At 68.3% G+C, this 18,359-nt stretch carries 16 protein-coding genes; 12 read left to right on the top strand and 4 right to left on the bottom strand.

Annotated elements, in window-relative coordinates; genetic code table 11:
- Nucleotides 1–88: 88 nt before the first annotated feature.
- Genes CSC78_RS01030 through CSC78_RS01020 form a run of 3 tightly spaced genes read left to right on the top strand, consistent with a single transcriptional unit; the run spans nucleotide 89 to nucleotide 3,849 of the window.
- Complete coding sequence (locus CSC78_RS01030; protein ID WP_162336047.1) at nucleotides 89–1,081, top strand: YheT family hydrolase; 993 nt, start codon at nucleotides 89–91, stop codon at nucleotides 1,079–1,081.
- Nucleotides 1,082–1,131: 50 nt separating this feature from the next.
- A complete protein-coding gene (locus CSC78_RS01025) occupies nucleotides 1,132–3,207 on the top strand; it encodes a tetratricopeptide repeat protein (RefSeq protein ID WP_162336046.1) in 2,076 nt (691 codons plus the stop codon).
- A gap of 27 nt (nucleotides 3,208–3,234) precedes the next feature.
- Nucleotides 3,235–3,849, top strand: coding sequence for a YbhB/YbcL family Raf kinase inhibitor-like protein (locus CSC78_RS01020; RefSeq protein WP_162336045.1), 615 nt, complete (start codon nucleotides 3,235–3,237; stop codon nucleotides 3,847–3,849).
- A gap of 57 nt (nucleotides 3,850–3,906) precedes the next feature.
- Here CSC78_RS01020 and CSC78_RS01015 read toward each other — a convergent pair whose 3' ends face one another.
- Nucleotides 3,907–4,725, bottom strand: coding sequence for an META and DUF4377 domain-containing protein (locus CSC78_RS01015; protein ID WP_162336044.1), 819 nt, complete (start codon nucleotides 4,723–4,725; stop codon nucleotides 3,907–3,909).
- A 76-nt stretch (nucleotides 4,726–4,801) separates the two neighbouring features.
- Nucleotides 4,802–5,599 (bottom strand): undecaprenyl-diphosphate phosphatase, encoded by a 798-nt coding sequence (locus tag CSC78_RS01010; protein WP_162336043.1) that lies wholly within the window; start codon nucleotides 5,597–5,599, stop codon nucleotides 4,802–4,804.
- A 212-nt stretch (nucleotides 5,600–5,811) separates the two neighbouring features.
- On the opposite strand from CSC78_RS01010, the gene glnA reads away from it, so the two are divergent.
- The 6 genes from glnA to CSC78_RS00980 all read left to right on the top strand — a co-directional run bounded on the left by glnA (nucleotide 5,812) and on the right by CSC78_RS00980 (nucleotide 12,672).
- Nucleotides 5,812–7,221, top strand: a complete 1,410-nt coding sequence (gene glnA / locus CSC78_RS01005; RefSeq protein ID WP_162336042.1) for a type I glutamate--ammonia ligase — start codon at nucleotides 5,812–5,814, stop codon at nucleotides 7,219–7,221.
- 432 nt (nucleotides 7,222–7,653) lie between these two features.
- The gene (locus CSC78_RS01000) at nucleotides 7,654–7,992 is read left to right on the top strand and encodes a P-II family nitrogen regulator (RefSeq protein WP_055941078.1); all 339 of its coding nucleotides are present in this window, start codon (nucleotides 7,654–7,656) and stop codon (nucleotides 7,990–7,992) included.
- Nucleotides 7,993–8,172: 180 nt separating this feature from the next.
- Nucleotides 8,173–9,483 carry an ammonium transporter gene (locus CSC78_RS00995; RefSeq protein ID WP_379608850.1) on the top strand — a complete coding sequence of 437 codons (1,311 nt, stop codon included), beginning with the start codon at nucleotides 8,173–8,175 and terminating at the stop codon, nucleotides 9,481–9,483.
- Nucleotides 9,484–9,544: 61 nt separating this feature from the next.
- Nucleotides 9,545–10,597 carry a two-component system sensor histidine kinase NtrB gene (locus CSC78_RS00990; protein WP_162336040.1) on the top strand — a complete coding sequence of 351 codons (1,053 nt, stop codon included), beginning with the start codon at nucleotides 9,545–9,547 and terminating at the stop codon, nucleotides 10,595–10,597.
- Nucleotides 10,587–12,020: a nitrogen regulation protein NR(I) gene (gene ntrC / locus CSC78_RS00985; RefSeq protein WP_162336039.1), complete on the top strand. Its 1,434-nt coding sequence runs from the start codon at nucleotides 10,587–10,589 to the stop codon at nucleotides 12,018–12,020. Before CSC78_RS00990 ends, ntrC begins: the two co-directional genes overlap by 11 nt.
- Nucleotides 12,021–12,099: 79 nt before the next feature.
- The gene (locus tag CSC78_RS00980) at nucleotides 12,100–12,672 is read left to right on the top strand and encodes a superoxide dismutase family protein (RefSeq protein WP_162336038.1); all 573 of its coding nucleotides are present in this window, start codon (nucleotides 12,100–12,102) and stop codon (nucleotides 12,670–12,672) included.
- Between the two features lie 31 nt (nucleotides 12,673–12,703).
- Here CSC78_RS00980 and CSC78_RS00975 read toward each other — a convergent pair whose 3' ends face one another.
- On the bottom strand, nucleotides 12,704–13,588 hold the full coding sequence (locus tag CSC78_RS00975; protein WP_162336037.1) for a hypothetical protein: 885 nt from the start codon (nucleotides 13,586–13,588) through the stop codon (nucleotides 12,704–12,706).
- A 108-nt stretch (nucleotides 13,589–13,696) separates the two neighbouring features.
- On the opposite strand from CSC78_RS00975, the gene CSC78_RS00970 reads away from it, so the two are divergent.
- Together CSC78_RS00970 and CSC78_RS00965 are read left to right on the top strand one after the other, a co-directional pair.
- Complete coding sequence (locus CSC78_RS00970) at nucleotides 13,697–14,977, top strand: acetyl-CoA C-acetyltransferase (RefSeq protein WP_162336036.1); 1,281 nt, start codon at nucleotides 13,697–13,699, stop codon at nucleotides 14,975–14,977.
- Nucleotides 14,978–14,988: 11 nt separating this feature from the next.
- Nucleotides 14,989–15,375: a hypothetical protein gene (locus CSC78_RS00965; RefSeq protein ID WP_162336035.1), complete on the top strand. Its 387-nt coding sequence runs from the start codon at nucleotides 14,989–14,991 to the stop codon at nucleotides 15,373–15,375.
- 60 nt (nucleotides 15,376–15,435) lie between these two features.
- Here CSC78_RS00965 and ggt read toward each other — a convergent pair whose 3' ends face one another.
- Nucleotides 15,436–17,193, bottom strand: coding sequence for a gamma-glutamyltransferase (gene ggt / locus CSC78_RS00960; protein WP_162336034.1), 1,758 nt, complete (start codon nucleotides 17,191–17,193; stop codon nucleotides 15,436–15,438).
- A gap of 170 nt (nucleotides 17,194–17,363) precedes the next feature.
- Between ggt and CSC78_RS00955 the strand changes: the two genes are divergently transcribed.
- Nucleotides 17,364–18,359, top strand: a complete 996-nt coding sequence (locus CSC78_RS00955; protein WP_162336033.1) for a DUF4349 domain-containing protein — start codon at nucleotides 17,364–17,366, stop codon at nucleotides 18,357–18,359.

Here is an 18,359-nt window from a genome sequence, read left to right as displayed (position 1 = left end):
GCGGCCGTCGTGACGGCATTCCGACGTATTCGAGGGAATACTCGGCCCGCCGGTGCCACCCTCGTGCCGATCCTGCCGCGATGACCCCATGATCACTGCCGCCGACTTCCGTCCCCCGCGCTGGCTGCGCAACCCGCACCTGCAATCGGTGCTGGGTTCCAGCGCGCTGCGCCGTCGGCGTGCGCTGCGCGCACTGGCGGCCAGCGGTGCGGTGACGCTGGAGCACATCGTGGACGGCGGCGACGGGGTCCGCCTGCAGGGCTTCCACAGCCAGGTGGCAGGACGCGAGGCGCGTGGCCTGGTGTTGCTGCTGCACGGCTGGGAAGGCAGTGCGGATTCCAACTACATGCGGCTGACCGCAGCGCAGCTGCTGGCGCGCGGGTTCGACGTGTTCCGGCTGAACTTCCGCGACCATGGCGACACCCACCACCTCAACGAGGACCTGTTCCACTCCAACCGGCTGGACGAAGTGGTGCATGCCGCGCTGGATGTGTCGCGGCGGTTCGCCGGCGACGTGCCGATGCGGGTGGCGGGCTATTCGCTGGGCGGCAACTTCGCGCTGCGGCTGGCGCTGCGCGCGCCGGAGGCCGGGCTGGCGCTGGCGCACGTGGCGGCGGTCTGCCCGTTGCTGGATCCGGCCACGACGATGGACAGCATCGAGAACGGGCTGCCGCTGTACGACTGGTACTTCGCGCGCAAATGGCGCCGCTCGCTGGAGCGCAAGCGCAGCCTGTTCCCGCAGCGCCACGATTTCGACGACACCGTGCTGGCGCTCGACATCCGCGCGCTGACCGACTGGCTGGTGCAGCGGCACACGGCGTTCGGCACGCTGGACGCCTACTTCGACGGCTATGCGATTTCCGGGACGCGGCTGGCCGGCCTGAGCGTGCCGACGCACATCCTGATGGCCGAGGACGATCCGGTGATCCCGTTCGACACGTTCCGCGACTGGGCGCTGCCGGCGCAGGCCACGCTGGAGATCGCGCCGTGGGGCGGCCACTGCGCCTTCATCGAGAACGCCGCCGGCGATGGCTACGCCGAGCGCTGGGTGGCCGAGCGCCTGGCCGGCAGCGCCGCCTGAGCCGGGAAGCCCCGGTACAATCGGCGTTTGACCGAACGCTGGTAACCGCAATGTACGACCCGATTCTGGACGCCCTGCGCCGTGGCGCCGTGGCCGAGGCCCTGACCGCCGCCGAAGCCCTGGTGGCCGAACGCCCCGACGATGCGCAGGCCCTGCGCTGGCTGTCCACCGCGCAGATGCAGGGCGGTCAGCACGACGCTGCGCTGGCGACCATCGACCGTGCCATCGCGCTGGCGCCGGAGAATGCCGACCTGCACCTGGCGCGCGCCGGCGTGCTGGTGGGCAGTCGCCGCAACGAGGACGCCCAGGCGGCGCTGAGCCAGGCGACGGTGCTGGATCCCAACCAGTTCACCGCGTATGTCGTGCAGGCTCAACTTGCATTGAGTCGGGGTGAGATCGCCGAAGCAGAGCGTTTGAACCGGCTGGCTGCGCGCGTGGATCCCGAACATCCTCGGCTGGCGTTTGTTGACGCCATGGTGCTGTTCCATAACGGCAATGGGGAGGCAGCACTCACGGTCCTCGCCGGTGCGATCCAGCGTTCGCCGGACGACATCCAGCTATTGCATGCGCTCGGTTCGGTATATCTCGCGCGTGGACATCTCGCTTTTGCGGAACAGACCTTCCGCAACATCCTGGACAAACTGCCTGCAGCGACCGATATCACCCTGCTGGTTGCCAGCCTGGTCGGCCGTCAGGGACGCCCGGAAGAAGCCCTTGAGGTACTCGCACCAGTGATGGCGGATGCGCCGGTCAGTAGCGTGGGTGCGCGCAGTCTTGCCGGGCGACTGCATTTGCAGGCGGGGCAGCTCGAGGAGGCGGCGCCATTACTGCAGTCGGCGCTGGCAGGCGGCGTGCAGGATCGCGCGCTGCTGTCCGCCTTGCTGGAGCTGTGGCATCGCCAGGGCCGCCGGCCGGAAGGCGCTCAAGCGCTGGAGGCCTGCCTCGCGGTCTCGCCGAAGAACCCCGATCTCTGGCTTGCCCGGCTGGCGCTGGAAGACGTTGGCAGCGTGGAGGCCCTAGAGGTTTCCCGACGCTGGGCGGAGACGGTGCCGGATGAGCTCCGCGCACTCGAGGCGCTGCTGGCGGCATTGGACCATGCCGGTCAACACGAGGAAGCGGATGTTGTCACCGAGCAGCTGATCGCCGCCATGCCCGGTCACAGCCTGGCGCAGACGCGCAAGGTGAACCGGCTCATCGAGAAGGATCCGCGCGCGGCAGTGGCCCATGTGGAGTCACTTCTGGTGCGTGCGTCGGGCGGAGAGTCGCGTGCCCTGCTGCTGGGCTGGCTGGGCATGGCGCAGGATCGCGCCGGGTTGACCGCGGACGCCGTCGCAAGCTGGGGCGAGCGTGCCGCCCTCCTGCAGACGCAGAGCCTGCCGCTACCCCTTGTGGGTCCGGCCGAACAGGCGTGGCCTGCCCTGGCGGAGTCCGGCGACGCAGGGAATGGGCGGCCCCTGTTCCTATGGGGTGCCCCGGGCTCAGGCATCGAGCGTATGGTTGCCGTGCTCGTGAATGCACGGGCCGCGCTGCTGTCCGACCGGTTCGGCGCGACCCCGCCGAAGGATGGGCTGCAGCCCTTTGCCACCGTGCAGCGCCTGCTCGCGGGCCAAGTCGATCCTGCGCAGCTCGTGCAGGATTGGCGTGCGTCGCTGCCGGCACGCGGCGCGCCGGGAGGCAATGTCATCGACTGGCTGGTCTGGTGGGACAACACACTGCTGCAGGCGCTGCGTCCGCAGCTGCCGCAGGGGCATCTGCTGGTGGTCCTGCGCGATCCCCGTGACATGCTGCTGGAGTGGTTGGCCTGGGGTGCACCGTCGATGATGGCGATCCCGTCTGTCGACGTAGCGGGCGCCTGGTTGGCGGCCGCGCTCGAGCACTTGGCCGTACTGCTGGAACAGCAGGCGTACCCGGCGACGGTAATCCGCATCGATGGCATCGAACACGACTCGCGTCGCCTGGCCGCAGCGCTTGGCGAGGCGCTCGGCGGCGCGCAGCTGCCCACGCCGCCACAGGCGGGCGGCTCGGGATTCGAATCAGGGCACTGGCGCCACTACGCGCAGGCACTGGCCGGCCCGTTCGCTGCGCTGACGCCGGTCGCGGTACGCCTGGGCTATCCGGAAACCTGATTTCCCCTCTTCCTGCAGGAGTGACGCATGCGTTTGTGGAGCGACAGTTTCAAGCACATGGCACCCATCCCGGCCGAGTTCGCGATGGGCCAGCCGGACGGCTTCGCCGGCAACCGCAACCCGCACCTCGCGTGGGAGGGCGTCCCGGAAGGCACGAAGTCCTTCGCCCTGCTGTGCATCGACCCGGATGCGCCGACGGTCCCCGAGACCGTCGGTCGCGATGACGTGCAGATTCCGGTCGAACAGCCGCGCGCGCACTTCATCCACTGGGCGATGGCCGACATCGCGGCGGACGTGCGCGAGATCGCGGCCGGCAGCTGCAGCGACGGCATCACCGCCAAGGGCAAGCAGCAGCCTCCCGGACCGGCCGGTGCGCGACAGGGTCTGAACGACTACACCGGCTGGTTCGCCGGCGACGCGCAGATGGGCGGGGACTACTACGGCTACGACGGCCCGTATCCACCGTTCAACGACCTGCGCACGCACCGGTACTTCTTCCGCCTGTTCGCGTTGGACGTCGCCACGCTCGATCTGCCACAGCGCTTCACCGCGGGCGATGTCGAGCGCGCGATGCAGGGACACGTGCTGGGCGAGGCAGCGGTGCATGCGACCTACACGTTGAATCCCGCGATACATGCCTGAGCCAGCGGCTGGCTGGATCATGGCAGGCCGGCGCCAACCAGCGCTGGCGCGTCGACCTCAGGGCTTCTCGTTGGCCGACTCCACGACCATGTCCAGCACGTAGGCATTCGAGGATCCATCCGCCGGCGGGTTCTTCACCGTATAGCGGTCGACGCGCAGCACGTTGCGTACGCCGGGCTCGTGCGTGTAGCCCTCGATGCTGTCGTAGAAGTGCTCGAACTCGCCGGGCGTGCCGACTTTCAGGCCCTTGTCGTCGTACTTCACCTCACGCACCTGCAGGCACTGCTTGTCGGGGATCAGCGGGTGGCTGCAGGGTTTGGTCTCGGCCGCGACTTCCAGGAAGACGCGCTCGCCGGCACCGCCGTAGCGGGTTTCCGCGGTGGGCTCGCCGGTGAAGGCGAGCACGTCGCCGGTGGCGGTGGTCAGCGCCAGCGTGGGCGTCTCGCCCGCCATGGTGGCCATCTTCAACGTGCCTTCGAGGCGCTTGCCGACTTCCTGGTCCAGCGCCATCACGGCACTGTCCGTGCATGCCATCTGGGTGGAGACCAGGCGTCCGGCCGTCAGCGAGCCGTCGGTGACGGTATACGTGCCGCCCATGCGGTTGCAGGTGTTGGACACAGCCACGCGACCGTCGCGGAAATCGAGTTGAACCGGCTGATCGGCGCGAGCGAACAGCGTCGCGATGCGCTGGCCCTGGGCGTCGGTCGCCTCGTTGAGCGTCCAGTGGTACTTCGGCAGCAGGCTGGCATCGGCGGCCTGCGCTGCGGGAGCCGTCGTCGCGGCGGGGGTGGCGTCGGCCGGGGCCGTCGCAGGATCGGCGGGTTTCGTGCAGGCGGCCAGGGCCAGCGGCAGGGCGAGCAGCAGCAGTCGTTTCATGGCGGTGTCCTCCAAGGGTGGCCTATGCAAACGCGTGGCGGGTTGGAACGGGGTGAAGGCGAGTGCCGCCGTGGATTCAGCTGCCGACCGGCATCAGCAACAGCAGCAGCGCGCCGAGCACGATGCGGTAGATCGCGAAGCCGGTGAAGCGATGCGACTTGATGAACCCCAGCAACCACTTCACCACCACGAAGCCGGTCGCCGTGGCCGCGGCGAAGGCCAGCGCCACCTCGCCCCAGTTCTCGCTGCCCAGCGCGTCGTCCTTCACCAGTTCCAGGAAGGCGTAGCCGCTGGCCGCGAACATGGTGGGAATGCCGACCAGGAAGACGAACTCCGCCGCCGACGAGCGCCGGCTGGTACCCGCCAGCATCGCCATGAAGATCGCCGCGGCCGAGCGCGAAGTGCCGGGGAATACGCCGGCCACCACCTGCGCCAGGCCCACCAGGATCGCCACCTTCCAGGTGATCGTGGCGACGTCGCCCCGCTTCTCGGCGAAGTGTTCGGCCACCAGCATCCAGACGCCGCCAATGATCAGCGCCCAGGCGATCGGTGTGACGGTCTCGGGCAGTTCCCAGCCGGCCAGGCGGACCGGGAGCCCGACCGCCGCCGTGACCAGGAAGGCGGCGGCCAGCTTCATCGAATAGTCGCGGGCCTCGGCGTCGCGCCAGCAGCCGGTCGTCAGTTCCCAGATCCGGCGCCGGAACACCAGGGTCGTCGCGAGGATCGCGCCGGCCTGGATGACGATGTTGAAGAAGTCCGAGCGCTCGCCCAGCCAGTGCTGCGCGATCAGCAGGTGGCCGGTGCTGGAGACGGGCAGGAATTCGGTCAGGCCTTCGAGGATGCCGAGCAGCAGTGCGGCGAACAGGTCGGTCATCGTGGCCAGGCGCTGGGAAGGGGTGGCAAAGAATAAGGGAAACGGCCGCGCACTGTTTTGGGTTATGGCGGCCGACAAGTGCACCAAAAAAGGGATTCGCCGTGAAGGCAGCGTCAATCCAGTCCATGTAAATCAATGGCTTGCCCGTTATTCGGGGTTGGCACGGCGATTGCTCTATATCCGGACATTCTTATCCAACCCGAGGTTTCGAGATGTCCCTGGAGAACGTTGAAAAGCTGATCAAGGACAACAAGGTCGAGTTCGTCGACCTGCGCTTCGTCGACATGCGCGGTATCGAACAGCACGTCACGTTCCCGGCCAGCATCGTGGATGCCTCGCTGTTCGAAGACGGCAAGATGTTCGACGGCTCGTCGATCTCGGGCTGGAAGGGCATCAACGAGTCCGACATGGTGCTGCTGCCCGACCCCAGCACCGCCTACCTCGATCCCTTCTACGCCGATCCGACCCTGGTGCTGGTCTGCGACATCCTCGACCCGGCCACCATGCAGGGCTACACGCGCGATCCGCGCGGCATCGCCAAGCGCGCCGAAGCCCACCTGAAGGCCAGCGGCGTCGCCGACCTGGCGTTCTTCGGCCCGGAACCCGAGTTCTTCATCTTCGACTCGGTGCAGTTCGCCAACGAGATGGGCAACACCTTCTTCAAGGTCAACTCCGAGGAAGGCGCCTGGAACAGCGGCAAGAGCTACGACGGCGCCAACAGCGGCTACCGTCCCGGCATCAAGGGCGGCTACTTCCCGGTGCCGCCGACCGACTCGCTGCACGACCTGCGTGCCGAGATGTGCAAGACGCTGGAACAGGTCGGCATCGAGGTCGAAGTGCACCACCACGAAGTCGCCACCGCCGGCCAGTGCGAGATCGGCGCCAAGTTCAACACGCTGGTCAAGAAGGCCGACGAGCTGCAGCGCATGAAGTACGTGGTGCGCAACGTCGCCCACCGCAACGGCAAGACCGTGACCTTCATGCCCAAGCCGATCGTCGGCGACAACGGCAGCGGCATGCACGTGCACCAGTCGCTGGCCAAGGGCGGCCAGAACCTCTTCTCCGGCGACGGCTACGGTGGCCTGTCGCAGCTGGCGCTGTGGTACATCGGCGGCATCTTCAAGCACGCCCGCGCCATCAACGCCTTCTCCAACTCGGGCACCAACAGCTACAAGCGCCTGGTGCCGGGCTTCGAGGCGCCGGTGATGCTGGCCTACTCGGCGCGCAACCGTTCCGCTTCGTGCCGCATTCCGTGGGTCGCCAATCCGAAGGCGCGCCGCATCGAGATGCGCTTCCCCGATCCGCTGCAGTCCGGCTACCTGACCTTCACCGCGCTGATGATGGCCGGTCTGGACGGCATCAAGAACCAGATCGATCCGGGCGCGCCGAGCGACAAGGACCTGTACGACCTGCCGCCGGAAGAAGAGAAGAACATCCCGCAGGTCTGCTCCAGCCTGGACCAGGCGCTGGACGCACTGGACAAGGATCGCGACTTCCTCAAGGCCGGCGGCGTGATGACGGACGACTTCATCGACGCGTACATCGCGCTGAAGATGCAGGAAGTGACCAAGTTCCGCGCGGCCACGCACCCGCTGGAATACCAGCTGTACTACGCCAGCTGATGCCGGCGTACGCGCACATCGCGATGCACGTGGAGGGCCGCACGCCGGTCCTCCACGGCGCAGCGGGCGCGCACTGAGTTCTCGCGGCGATGGCGACGGATCTCCCCTCCCACCCGTCGCCATCGCCGCACTTTATTGAAGACATCGCCTTGCGATGCCTTCGACCGGTTGGGGAACCGGGGCACCACCCGTCTTCGATTCACGGAGATCGCACCAACGCTGTAACCGGGGAAACACAGGAGAGGTCCATGAACCGCAGCTCCCTCCCACGTCATCCGCTCCTGCCGCAGTCGATCGCGGCAGGCACGGAGGCGGTTCATGCATCGCTCCGCACCGATCACGTGCACGCGGCCAGGGGGTTGCGCGCACCGGTGACCTGAAACCGCCGGCCGGCTCCGGTCGGCCGGTTCCATCCACCATCGGGGTATGCGCATGAAACTGATCACCGCCATCATCCGGCCGTTCAAGCTCGACGAGGTCCGAGAGTCCTTGTCGCAAGCGGGCGTGTCCGGCATCACCGTGACCGAAGTCAAAGGCTTCGGCCGGCAGAAGGGCCACACCGAGCTGTACCGCGGCGCCGAGTACGTCGTCGACTTCCTGCCCAAGATCAAGATCGAAACCGTCGTGACCGACGAGCGACTGGAGGCCGTCATCGAGGCCATCCAGCAGGCGGCCGGCACCGGCAAGATCGGCGACGGCAAGATCTTCGTCACCACCATCGACCAGGTCATCCGCATCCGCACCGGCGAAGTCGGCGCGGACGCGCTCTAACACTCGGAGCCCCACATGAAGACTCGACTGTTGTCCGGGTGGAAGACCCGTGCGCACGTGCTTTTCCTGGCCGCGTCGTTCGGCCTGATGACCCTGGGCGTGGCGGCGACCGCCATCGCGCAGGACCCCGCGCCGCCGCCGGCGGCTGAAGCGACCGCAGAGGCCGCGCCTGCGGCCGAGGTGGTCGCCGAGACTGTCACCGAGACGGTCACCGAAGCGCCCGCGCCGGAAGCGGCGCCCACGGAAGCCGCCGCCGAACCGACGGTCGACAAGGGCGACGTGGCGTGGATGCTGACATCCACGCTGCTGGTGCTGATGATGGTGGTGCCCGGCCTGGCGCTGTTCTACGGCGGCATGGTGCGGTCGAAGAACGTGCTGTCCGTGCTGGTGCAGGTCATCACCGTGTTCTCGCTGCTGGTGGTGCTGTGGATCGTCTACGGCTACAGCCTGGCGTTCTCGGGCGAAGGCGCGTGGGTCGGCAACCTGGACAAGCTGTTCCTGAAGGGCGTGACGCCGGAAACGCTGGCCGCCACGTTCACCGACGGCGTCAGCCTGCCGGAGTACGTGTTCGTCGCGTTCCAGTCGACATTCGCCGGCATCACCGGCGCGCTGATCGTCGGTGCGTTCGCCGAGCGCATGAAGTTCGCCGCGGTCATCCTGTTCTCGGTGATCTGGTTCACCTTCGGCTACCTGCCGATCGCGCACATCGTGTGGGCCACCGGTGGCTACCTGTTCGAACTGGGCGCGCTGGACTTCGCCGGCGGCACCGTGGTGCACATCAACGCGGGTGTGGCCGGCCTGATCGGCGCGTACTTCGTCGGCAAGCGCCTGGGCTACGGCCAGACCGCGCTGAAGCCGCACAACGTCACCCTGACGTATGTCGGCGCCTCGTTGCTGTGGGTGGGCTGGTTCGGCTTCAACGCCGGCTCCAACCTGGAAGCCAACGCGGGCGCGGCACTGGCCTTCATCAACACGCTGGTCGCCACCGCCGCCGCCGTGATCGCCTGGGCGCTCACCGAGAAGATCTTCAAGGGCAAGTCGTCCGCGCTGGGTGTCGCCTCGGGTGCGGTGGCTGGCCTGGTCGGCATCACCCCGGCCGCCGGCCTGGTGGGTCCGTTCGGCGCCGTCGCCATCGGCTTCATCGCCGGCGTGGTCTGCGTGTGGGGCGTCACCGGCCTGAAGCGCCTGCTGAAGGTCGATGACACCGCCGACGTGTTCGGCGTGCATGCGGTCGGCGGCATCGTCGGCGCCCTCCTGACCGGCGTGTTCAACTCGCCGAAGCTGGGTGGCCCGGGTCCCGAGGACTTCGACATGGTCGCGCAGGTCATCAAGCAGGCGACCGGCGTGGGCCTGACCATCGTCTGGATCGGCGTGGTGTCGGTGGTCGCGTTCCTGATCGCCAAGGTCGTGTTCGGCCTGCGCGTGGCCGAGGACGCCGAGCGCGAGGGCCTGGACATCGCCGCGCACGGCGAATCGGCCTACGAGGCCTGATGGCATGCCGGAGGCGGCGTTGCACTAAACTGGTGCAATGTCGTCTCCGGCCCCGTCCCCCATGCGTTTCGAACCCACCACCGACGCGCTGAGCACGCCGGTGGCCTGGGCGGATGCCGCCGGCCTGATCCGCGGCGTGAACCCCGCCTTCGCCCGCTGGCTGGGCGTCAGTACCCGCCGCCTGATCGGGCAACCGCTGGCGGCCCTGGAGATCGAAGGCGACGCCATGGCGCGCTTCCTTGACAACACCGACCGCGACGTCCTGCGCCTGCACCGGCTGGCGCTGGGCATGCCGGGCGAGTCGCCGTGCTTCGCCGAAGGCTGGCTGTCGCGGCTGGAGGGCGGCGGCTGGCTGCTGGAGGCGCACCCGGTCGACGAGTTTCCCGCGCTCGATCCCACCCAGGTGCTGCCGAATGCGTTGAGCGCGGCATTGAAGGGGCTGGCGCACGAACTGCGCAATCCGCTGGCGGGCCTGAAGGGCGCCGCCCAGTTGCTGGCCCGCCGGGCCGCGCACCGCAACGACAACGACGACGAGCGCGAGCTGATCGAACTGATCGAATCCGAGATCAACCGCCTCAACACCCTGCTGGAACAACTGCTGTCGCCCTCGCCGCAACGGCCGCACGCGCCGTTGAACATCCACACCGTGCTGGAGCGCGTGCTGCGCCTGGCCGAGAACGAGGGCGGGTGGTCGGTGCGCCTGCAGCGCGACTACGACCCCAGCCTGCCGGAACTGTCCGGCGACGCCGACCGCCTGACCCAGGCGGTCTGGAACCTGGTACGCAACGCCCTGCAGGCGGGTGCGGCCAACATCATCCTGCGCACCCGCGTCGAACACGGGTCGCGCATCCACGACCACCTGCACGCGATGGCGCTGCGGGTGGAGATCGTCGACGACGGCCGCGGCGTGCCCGAAGCGCTCGCCGAGCACCTGTTCCTGCCATTGGTCAGCGGTCGCGCCGAAGGCAGCGGCCTGGGCCTGGCGTTGTCGCAACAGGTGGCGCGCGAACACCAGGGGTCGCTGACCTACCGCTCGCGCCCCGGCCACACGGTCTTCACCCTGCTGCTGCCGCAATCGCCGCACGACACCGACGAGGAACGTCATGTCCATTGATCGCCTGGCCGCCACCCCGGCCGCCGACGCACGCCGCATCTGGGTGGTCGACGACGACCGCTCGGTGCGCTTCGTGCTCGCCACCGCGCTGCGCGACGCCGGCTATGCGGTCGACGGCTTCGACAGCGCCGCCGCCGCGCTGAGCGCGCTGGGTGCGCGCGGCGCGCCCGATCTGCTGTTCACCGATGTCCGCATGCCGGGCGACGACGGCCTGGTGCTGCTGGACAAGCTGAAGGCCACGCACCCGCAGCTGCCCGTCATCGTGATGTCGGCCTACACCGACGTCGCCAGCACCGCGGGTGCGTTCCGCGGCGGCGCGCATGAATTCCTGTCGAAACCGTTCGATCTCGACGACGCGGTCGCGCTGGCGGCACGCACGCTGCCGGATGCGGAAGAGACGGCGGATGCCACGCAGGACAGCGACGCCGCGCCCACCCCGCAACTGATCGGCGACACGCCGGCCATGCGCGCGCTGTTCCGTGCCATCGGCCGGTTGGCGCAGGCGCCGTTGTCGGTGCTGATCACCGGCGAGACCGGTACCGGCAAGGAACTGGTCGCGCATGCGCTGCACCACGAGTCGCCGCGCGCGCGCAAACCGTTCGTGGCGCTGAACACCGCCGCGATCCCGTCGGAGCTGCTGGAGAGCGAGCTGTTCGGCCACGAGGCCGGCGCGTTCACCGGCGCACAGAAGCGCCACACCGGCCGCTTCGAACAGGCCGACGGCGGCACGCTGTTCCTCGACGAGATCGGCGACATGCCGCTGCCGCTGCAGACGCGCCTGCTGCGCGTACTGGCGGAAGGCGAGTTCTTCCGGGTCGGTGGGCGCGAACTGATCCGCGTCGACGTGCGCGTGATCGCGGCCACGCACCAGGATCTCGACGGCCTGGTCGCCGAAGGCCGCTTCCGCGCCGACCTGCTGCACCGCCTCAACGTGGTCCGGCTGCAGCTCCCGCCGTTGCGCGAACGCCGCGCCGACGTGCCGCAGCTGGCCGAGAATTTCCTCGCCATGGCCACGCGCAAGCTGGACATCGCGCCGAAGCGTTTCAGCAATCCCTCGCTGGACCTGCTGCAGGCCCACGACTGGCCCGGCAACGTGCGCGAACTGGAAAATGTCTGCTGGCGCCTCGCCGCCCTGGCGCCGGCCGACGTCATCAACACCACCGACCTGCAGGGCGCGCTGTCGCATGCGCCGATCGCCGGCGGACGCGGCGAGTGGGACCACGCGCTCGGCGAATGGGCGCGCCGTCGCCTGCTGGAAGGCGCGGAGTCGCTGCACGCCGAGGCACGCGAGCGGCTCGACCGGACGCTGCTGGAAGTGGCGCTGGAACTGACCCACGGTCGCCGCGCCGAAGCGGCGGCGAAGCTCGGCGTGGGACGCAACACGGTGACGCGCAAGCTGGGGCCCGGCCGCAAGCGCGGGTGACGGGTCGCCTCCGTTTTCATTGAACATGAAGGTATCGGTCGTTACGGTAGCCGGCCACACCCTGCAACCGGAGCTTCCCATGCGCATCGCCTTGCTGGCCGCCGCTTCCGCCCTCGCGCTCGCCGCCTGCGGCACCACGCCGTCTCCGTCCTCGCCCTCGTCGACGACGACGACCGTCGTCCCCACCACCAGCACCGCCAAACAGGCCGTCGCCGTGCTGGCCTCGGCCTCCGGCAGCCTGGTCAGCGGCAGCGTCACCCTCACGCCGATGGGCAAGGGCCTGCACCTGACGGGCGAAATCGGTGGCCTGCCCGCCAACGGCACGCATGCCTTCCACATCCACGAGAAGGGCGACTGCAGCGCCGCCGACGCCAGCAGCGCCGGTCCGCACTTCAATCCGTTCAACGCCGCGCACGGCAAGGCCGGCAGCGGCGCGCACCACGCCGGCGACATGAACAACCTGACCGCGAATGCGGATGGCGTGGCGAAGGTCGATGCACACATTGAAGGCGTCACGCTGGGCGGTGGTGCCGTCAACGACGCCGCCGGCCGTGCCCTGATCGTGCACGCCGCACCGGACGACTACGCCAGCCAGCCGGCCGGCAACGCCGGTGCACGCGTGGCGTGCGGCATCATCAAGGTCACCCAGTAACTTGCAGCGCGGAGCGTGCGCATAGCGCACGTTACGACTGCAGGGTTTCCCGTGCGTCCGTGTTGCCCGGGCAATGCGCGAATGTCACCGGAACACCATGCGCTTCCAGCACGGCGGCGATCTGCTGCTGGCGGGCCTGGAAATGCTGGTACGCGCGCTCCAGGCGTTCGTCGCTAACGTCCTGCGAGGCGTAGCGCGCGCGCCAGGCGGCCGGTTCGAACAGGGCGATATGCACCTCGCCGCCGGCGTAGCGCAGCAGCGGCTCCGGCGGTGCATCCAGCCAGTACTCCTCGGCCGGCGCCATCAGGGCCGTCTCGATGACCAGCCACAACGGGCCGAGGCCGCCGTGGTCGTACTGCATCGCCGTCATCGCGGCGAGATCGTGCAGGGTCATGTAGCGCGCGTGTTCGATCTGCGCGCCGAACGCGGTCTGCGCCAGCAATGCGGTATCGGCCTGGGCCATGCCGGTTTCCAGCAGCACGCTCTCCAGCCGTTCGCCGACCGCCTCGACCGTGTGGTCATCGCCGCTGAGCAGGAACGGCACCACGCGCAGCAGGCCGCCCCGCAACCCCTCGTCGGCTTGCAGCGGCATCGGGATGTCACCGGTGTCGTCGGCGCCGAACGCGATCAGGCGTGCGCCTTCGCCACGTCCCGGCGCGCGCTGGTGCAGCTCGCGCAGCCGCTGATGCAGCGACCAGCCGGGCCGGAGCGCTTCTGCCGGGTCGAAATGCGCCGCGGCCAGGACGAGATCCAGGTCACGGACCTGCGGCGCATGCGTGGCGAGGTCGCGCCCCAGCTTCTCCGCCAGAGCGCTCGCTTCGGTCGCGGACAGCGCCGCGCGCTGCGGCGTGTGGCCGGCGGCCAGTTCCAGGGCCATCACGCCCATGACGACGGGGCCGGTTGGGGATCGAGTCATGTCAGCGGTTGGAGGCGGTGGAGGGGCGCATTACACTCCCCCATTATGCCTGCCGTACGCAGGCGCATCTTCACCCACCCCACCATCGCCATCCGCACCGAGGTCCCCATGCCCGCTCCCCGTCCCGTCGCCATCCTCGGCGGCGTCCGCATTCCGTTCTGCCGCCAGAACACGGCCTACGCGGATGTGGGGAACCTGGGCATGTCGGTGCGCACGCTGGGCGCGCTGGTCGAGCGCTTCGGCCTGCATGGGCAGCAGCTGGGCGAAGTGGCGATGGGCGCGGTGATCAAGCATTCGTCCGACTGGAACCTGGGCCGCGAAGCCGCGCTGTCGTCCGGCCTGTCGCCGCTGACGCCGGGCATCACCCTGCAGCGCGCCTGCGGCACCAGCCTCGACACCATCATCCATATCGGCAACAAGATCGCGCTGGGCCAGATCGAGTCCGGCATCGGCGGTGGTTCCGACACCACCTCCGAAGTGCCGATCGTCTACGGCAAGAAGCTGCGCGCGCGCCTGCTGGCCGCCAATCGCGCTAAGACCACGCAGGACAAGCTGAAGGCGCTGGTCAGTGGCTTCAGGTTCGGCGAGCTGAAGCCCGAATTTCCCGGCGTGGCCGAGCCGCGCACCGGCAAGAGCATGGGCGAGCACTGCGAGGACATGGCGAAGGAGTGGAGCATTTCGCGCGACTCGCAGGACGAGCTGGCGGTCGCCTCGCACAAGAAGCTGGCCGCTGCGTACGAGCGTGGTTTCTTCGACGACCTGATCGCCCCGTTCCGTGGGCTGGAACGCGACAACATCCTGCGCCCGGACACCTCGCTGGAGAAGCTGGCGACGCTGAAGCCGGTCTTCGACAAGACCTCCGGCCGCGGCACGCTGACTGCCGCCAATTCCACCCCGCTGACCGACGGCGCCGCCGCGGTGCTGCTGGCCAGCGACGAATGGGCGAAGGCGCACGGCCACGAGCCGCTGGCCTACCTGAAGGATGCGCAGGTCTCCGCCGTCGATTTCGTGCATGGCGAAGGCCTGCTGATGGCGCCGACCGTGGCTGTGCCGGAAATGCTCAAGCGCCATGGCCTGACGCTGCAGGATTTCGACATCTACGAGATCCACGAAGCCTTCGCCGCGCAGGTGCTGTGCACGCTGCGCGCGTGGGAGAGCGAAGACTACTGCCGCAATCGCCTGGGCCTGGATGCGCCGCTCGGCAGGATCGACCCGGCGAAGATGAATCCCAACGGCTCCTCGCTGGCGACCGGCCATCCGTTCGCCGCCACCGGTGCGCGCATCGTCGCCACCGTGGCCAAGGAACTGAAGCAGCGCGGCGGCGGCCGCGCGCTGGTGTCCATCTGCACGGCTGGTGGGATGGGCGTCGTCGCCATCATCGAGCGATAGAGGTTAGGGCAATGTCGCAGCGGCGCTGGACATTGCTTGGATTGTTGCTAGCCAGTTCGGCAGTCGCTGCGGGCGAGGAAGTTGTCCTGCCGTCCGATCCGCAGACTTGGTATGGGGACCTTCGTCCCATGATTACCCCGACAGAGCAGTGCCCTGGCGGCACGGTCGAGCAACTTCGCAAGCGCATGTCTGTCTCGGAGCCCTCTTCGACACGCGCGCTCGATACGGCGCAGCGATTTTCGCAATCGACACTGCCGGGCATCGAGGACTCTGACCTGGTGCACGAGTTTCATTTCAGCTCCGAACTCGCTGGCGGCGGCTTCTGGGGATTCAGCGGCTACCTGATTTCGCGCGGCGAGTGCATCATCCACGCGAAGGTCACCAGCATCGACAATTGAGTTGTCGTCAGGCAGTTCATCCAAGCGAAGTCTGCCCAGGAATTGGATTGATCCGCCGGTCTAGCGGATTTCGTGCTGCGCAGGCTGCTGCACCTGCGCACTCCCCACGCCATGCCGGTGGCCTTCGCTCACCGCGGTCACCGTGCCATCTGCATTGAACACCAGCGCGTTCGCGGCGCCGATCTCTTCCGCTTGATCCGACCAACGCTGCCCGAGATGCGCCAGGGCCTTCGCCTGTGCGCTGTCGGCGAATCCGGGTTCGATATCGGTCACTTCGCCATTGCGCTGCGACAGCCGCGGCGCATCGATGGCCTGGTCCATCGGCATGCCGAGGTCGACGTAGTTGACGATGGTTTGCAGCACGGTGGTGATGATGGTGGAACCACCCGGACTGCCGATCGAGAATGAAGGCTTGCCATCCTTCAGTGCGATCGTCGGCGCCATGCTGCTGCGCGGGCGCTTGCCGGGTTCGGGAATATTCGGGTGTGGCGGAGTGAAATCGAAGTCGGTCAGCTCGTTGTTGAGCAGGAAGCCGTAGCTCGGCACCACCATGCCGCTGCCACCCCAGTCTTCGATGGTGAAGGTGTAGGCGACCACGTTGCCATGCTTGTCGGACACGGTGAGATGCGTGGTGTGCGCGCTTTCCGCCTGCAGCGCGCGCGGCGACGGTCGCAGCGGCTGGCTGGGATCCTGCTGGAACGGATAGGGATCGCCTGCGGTCACGGGGCCTGATGCGGCGCGCGACGCGTCGATCAGCGAGCGGCGCTGTGCGGCGTAGTCCTTGCTCAGGAGGCCCGCGACCGGCGCGTCAACGAACTCGGGATCGGCCAGGTAGGCATCGCGGTCGGCGAACGCCAGGCGGCTCGCCTCCAGATACAGATGCTCGACCTGCGTGCGCGGCAGCGACGCGAGGTCGTAGCCCTCCAGGAGGTTCAAGGCTTCGAACACGGTCACGCCACCGCTGCTAGGCAACGACATGCCATACAGGTCATAACCACGGTAAGTCGAATGCACCGGCAGGCGCAGGCGCGCCTCGTAGTTGGCCAGGTCCGCCAGCGTCATGCGGCTGCCGCGCACCGACACACCGGGCGCGGTCGGTGGCTGGTTGACCGTGTCGATGATGGCGCGCGCGAGCGGCCCTTCGTAGAACGCATCCGCTCCGTCGCGTGCCAGCAGGCGATACGTGCGTGCGAGATCGGGATTGCGCAGCCGGGTGCCGGCGGGGATCGCCTTGCCGTTCCGTAGGTACAGCGACGCTGTCGCCGGGAAGCGGGTGAACTTGCGTTCGTTCCGTTCCACCAGGTTCGAGAAGTTGGCGTCGACAGTAAAACCTTCGTCCGCGACCTTGATCGCTGGCGCCAGCACCTGTCCCAGCGACATCGTGCCGTAGCGCCGCAGCGCTTCGTCCCAGCCGCGCACCGTGCCGGGCACGCCGATGGAAAGCCCGCTGGCGACGGCCGTGTCGAAATCCATCTCCTTGCCGTCTTCGATGAAGAAGGTCGGCGTGGTGGCGGCCGGCGCCATCTCGCGATGATCGATCGTGATCACGCGCTGGTCCTTCGCCAGATAGACCACCATGAAGCCGCCGCCGCCGATACCGCAGCTGAAAGGGTCGGTCACGCCGAGCGTGGCCGCGGCGGCCACCGCGGCGTCGATCGCGTTGCCGCCCTGATCCAGAATCGTGATCGCGGATTGGGTGGCCTGCTCGCTGATCGTCGCAGCAGCGCCTCCGGTTCCCCTCGCCACCGGCGTCTTGGCGTGTACGGCAGTGCCGGCCAGCAGGACGAGGAGCAGCGAAGCACGCAGGAGTCGGGTCATCGTCGGTCACCGAAGGCAGGCGACGGGATTGTCACACGCAGGCAGCCGGCTGCCACTGCCTATCGCGGCCTGCCGCGGCCATGGAATGATGCCGGCCAACCCCGATGGGCCGCCGCAGGCGTTGGACGTCTGGCCGGCCTGTCGGCCATCACGTCCCGTTCGGAGTCTCCATGCGCATGCCAAGGATGTATCGCGTTGCCCCCGTCTTGATGCTCTCGCTGCTGGCGCTCTCGTGCAGCAAGCACGAAGTGGCACCCGCCGATGCCGATATGGCAACAGCCTCTGCGCCGGCGATGGAGGAAATGGCGGCCGATGCTGCTGCGGCGGCCGCCCCGCAGAAGAATCTCGAAGCGCCTGCGCCGCAGGCGCCCGGCGTTGCGGCGTCGCAGTTGGCCTCCGACGTGCTGGCCCAGACCGACCCGCAGCGCCGCTTCATCCGCACCGCCGCCGCCGAGTTCCAGGTCAAGGATGTGTACCGCACTGCCTTGGCGATCGAGGACGAGGTGGCGAAGCAGGGAGGTTTCGTCGTCGACAACGACATCCAGGCGCAGGTGCAACGCGTGGAGAGCCGGCCGATCGGCAACGGCATGCGGCGGGAACTGGCCGAATACTGGCTGCAGGGCGAATTGACGGTGCGCGTGCCGAGCGAGCGCACGCAGGGCTTCCTGCGCGCCATCGCCTCGCAGATGGAATTCCTGGACCGCCGCAACTTCAGCGCGCGCGACGCGCAGTTCGACCTGCTGCGGCAGCAGCTGGCGCGGCAACGCGCGCAGGACCAGCAGCAGGAACTCGGCGACGCCGTGCAGGCGGGGGGCAAGCTGGGCGACAAGGCCGATGCCATCCAGGCGCGCGGCGAAGCCCGCAGCAGCCGTGACGAGGCGCTGATCGCGCAGAAGGAATTCGAGGATCGCGTGGCCTTCAGCACCATCACGCTGTCGCTGCGCCAGGACGTGCAGGTACGAAGCCGCGAGCGCGTCGATGTGGATGCCGTGTTCCGCGCCAACGGTCCTGGCTTCCTCAGCCAGTTGGGCGATGCGCTGGCGGTGGGCTGGGGCGTCTGCCTGCAGACGATCGTCGGTCTGGCCGCGCTGTGGCCGGCGTGGCTGGTCCTGCTGGCTGGCGGGATCGGATGGCGGCGCTGGCGCAAAAAGCCGACCGCCGGCTGA

The sequence above is a fragment of the Pseudoxanthomonas japonensis genome (assembly GCF_010093445.1).
Classification (GTDB): domain Bacteria; phylum Pseudomonadota; class Gammaproteobacteria; order Xanthomonadales; family Xanthomonadaceae; genus Pseudoxanthomonas_A; species Pseudoxanthomonas_A japonensis.
The sequence above is the reverse complement of the archived record's forward strand: the minus strand, read 5'-3'. Positions and strand labels throughout refer to the sequence as shown.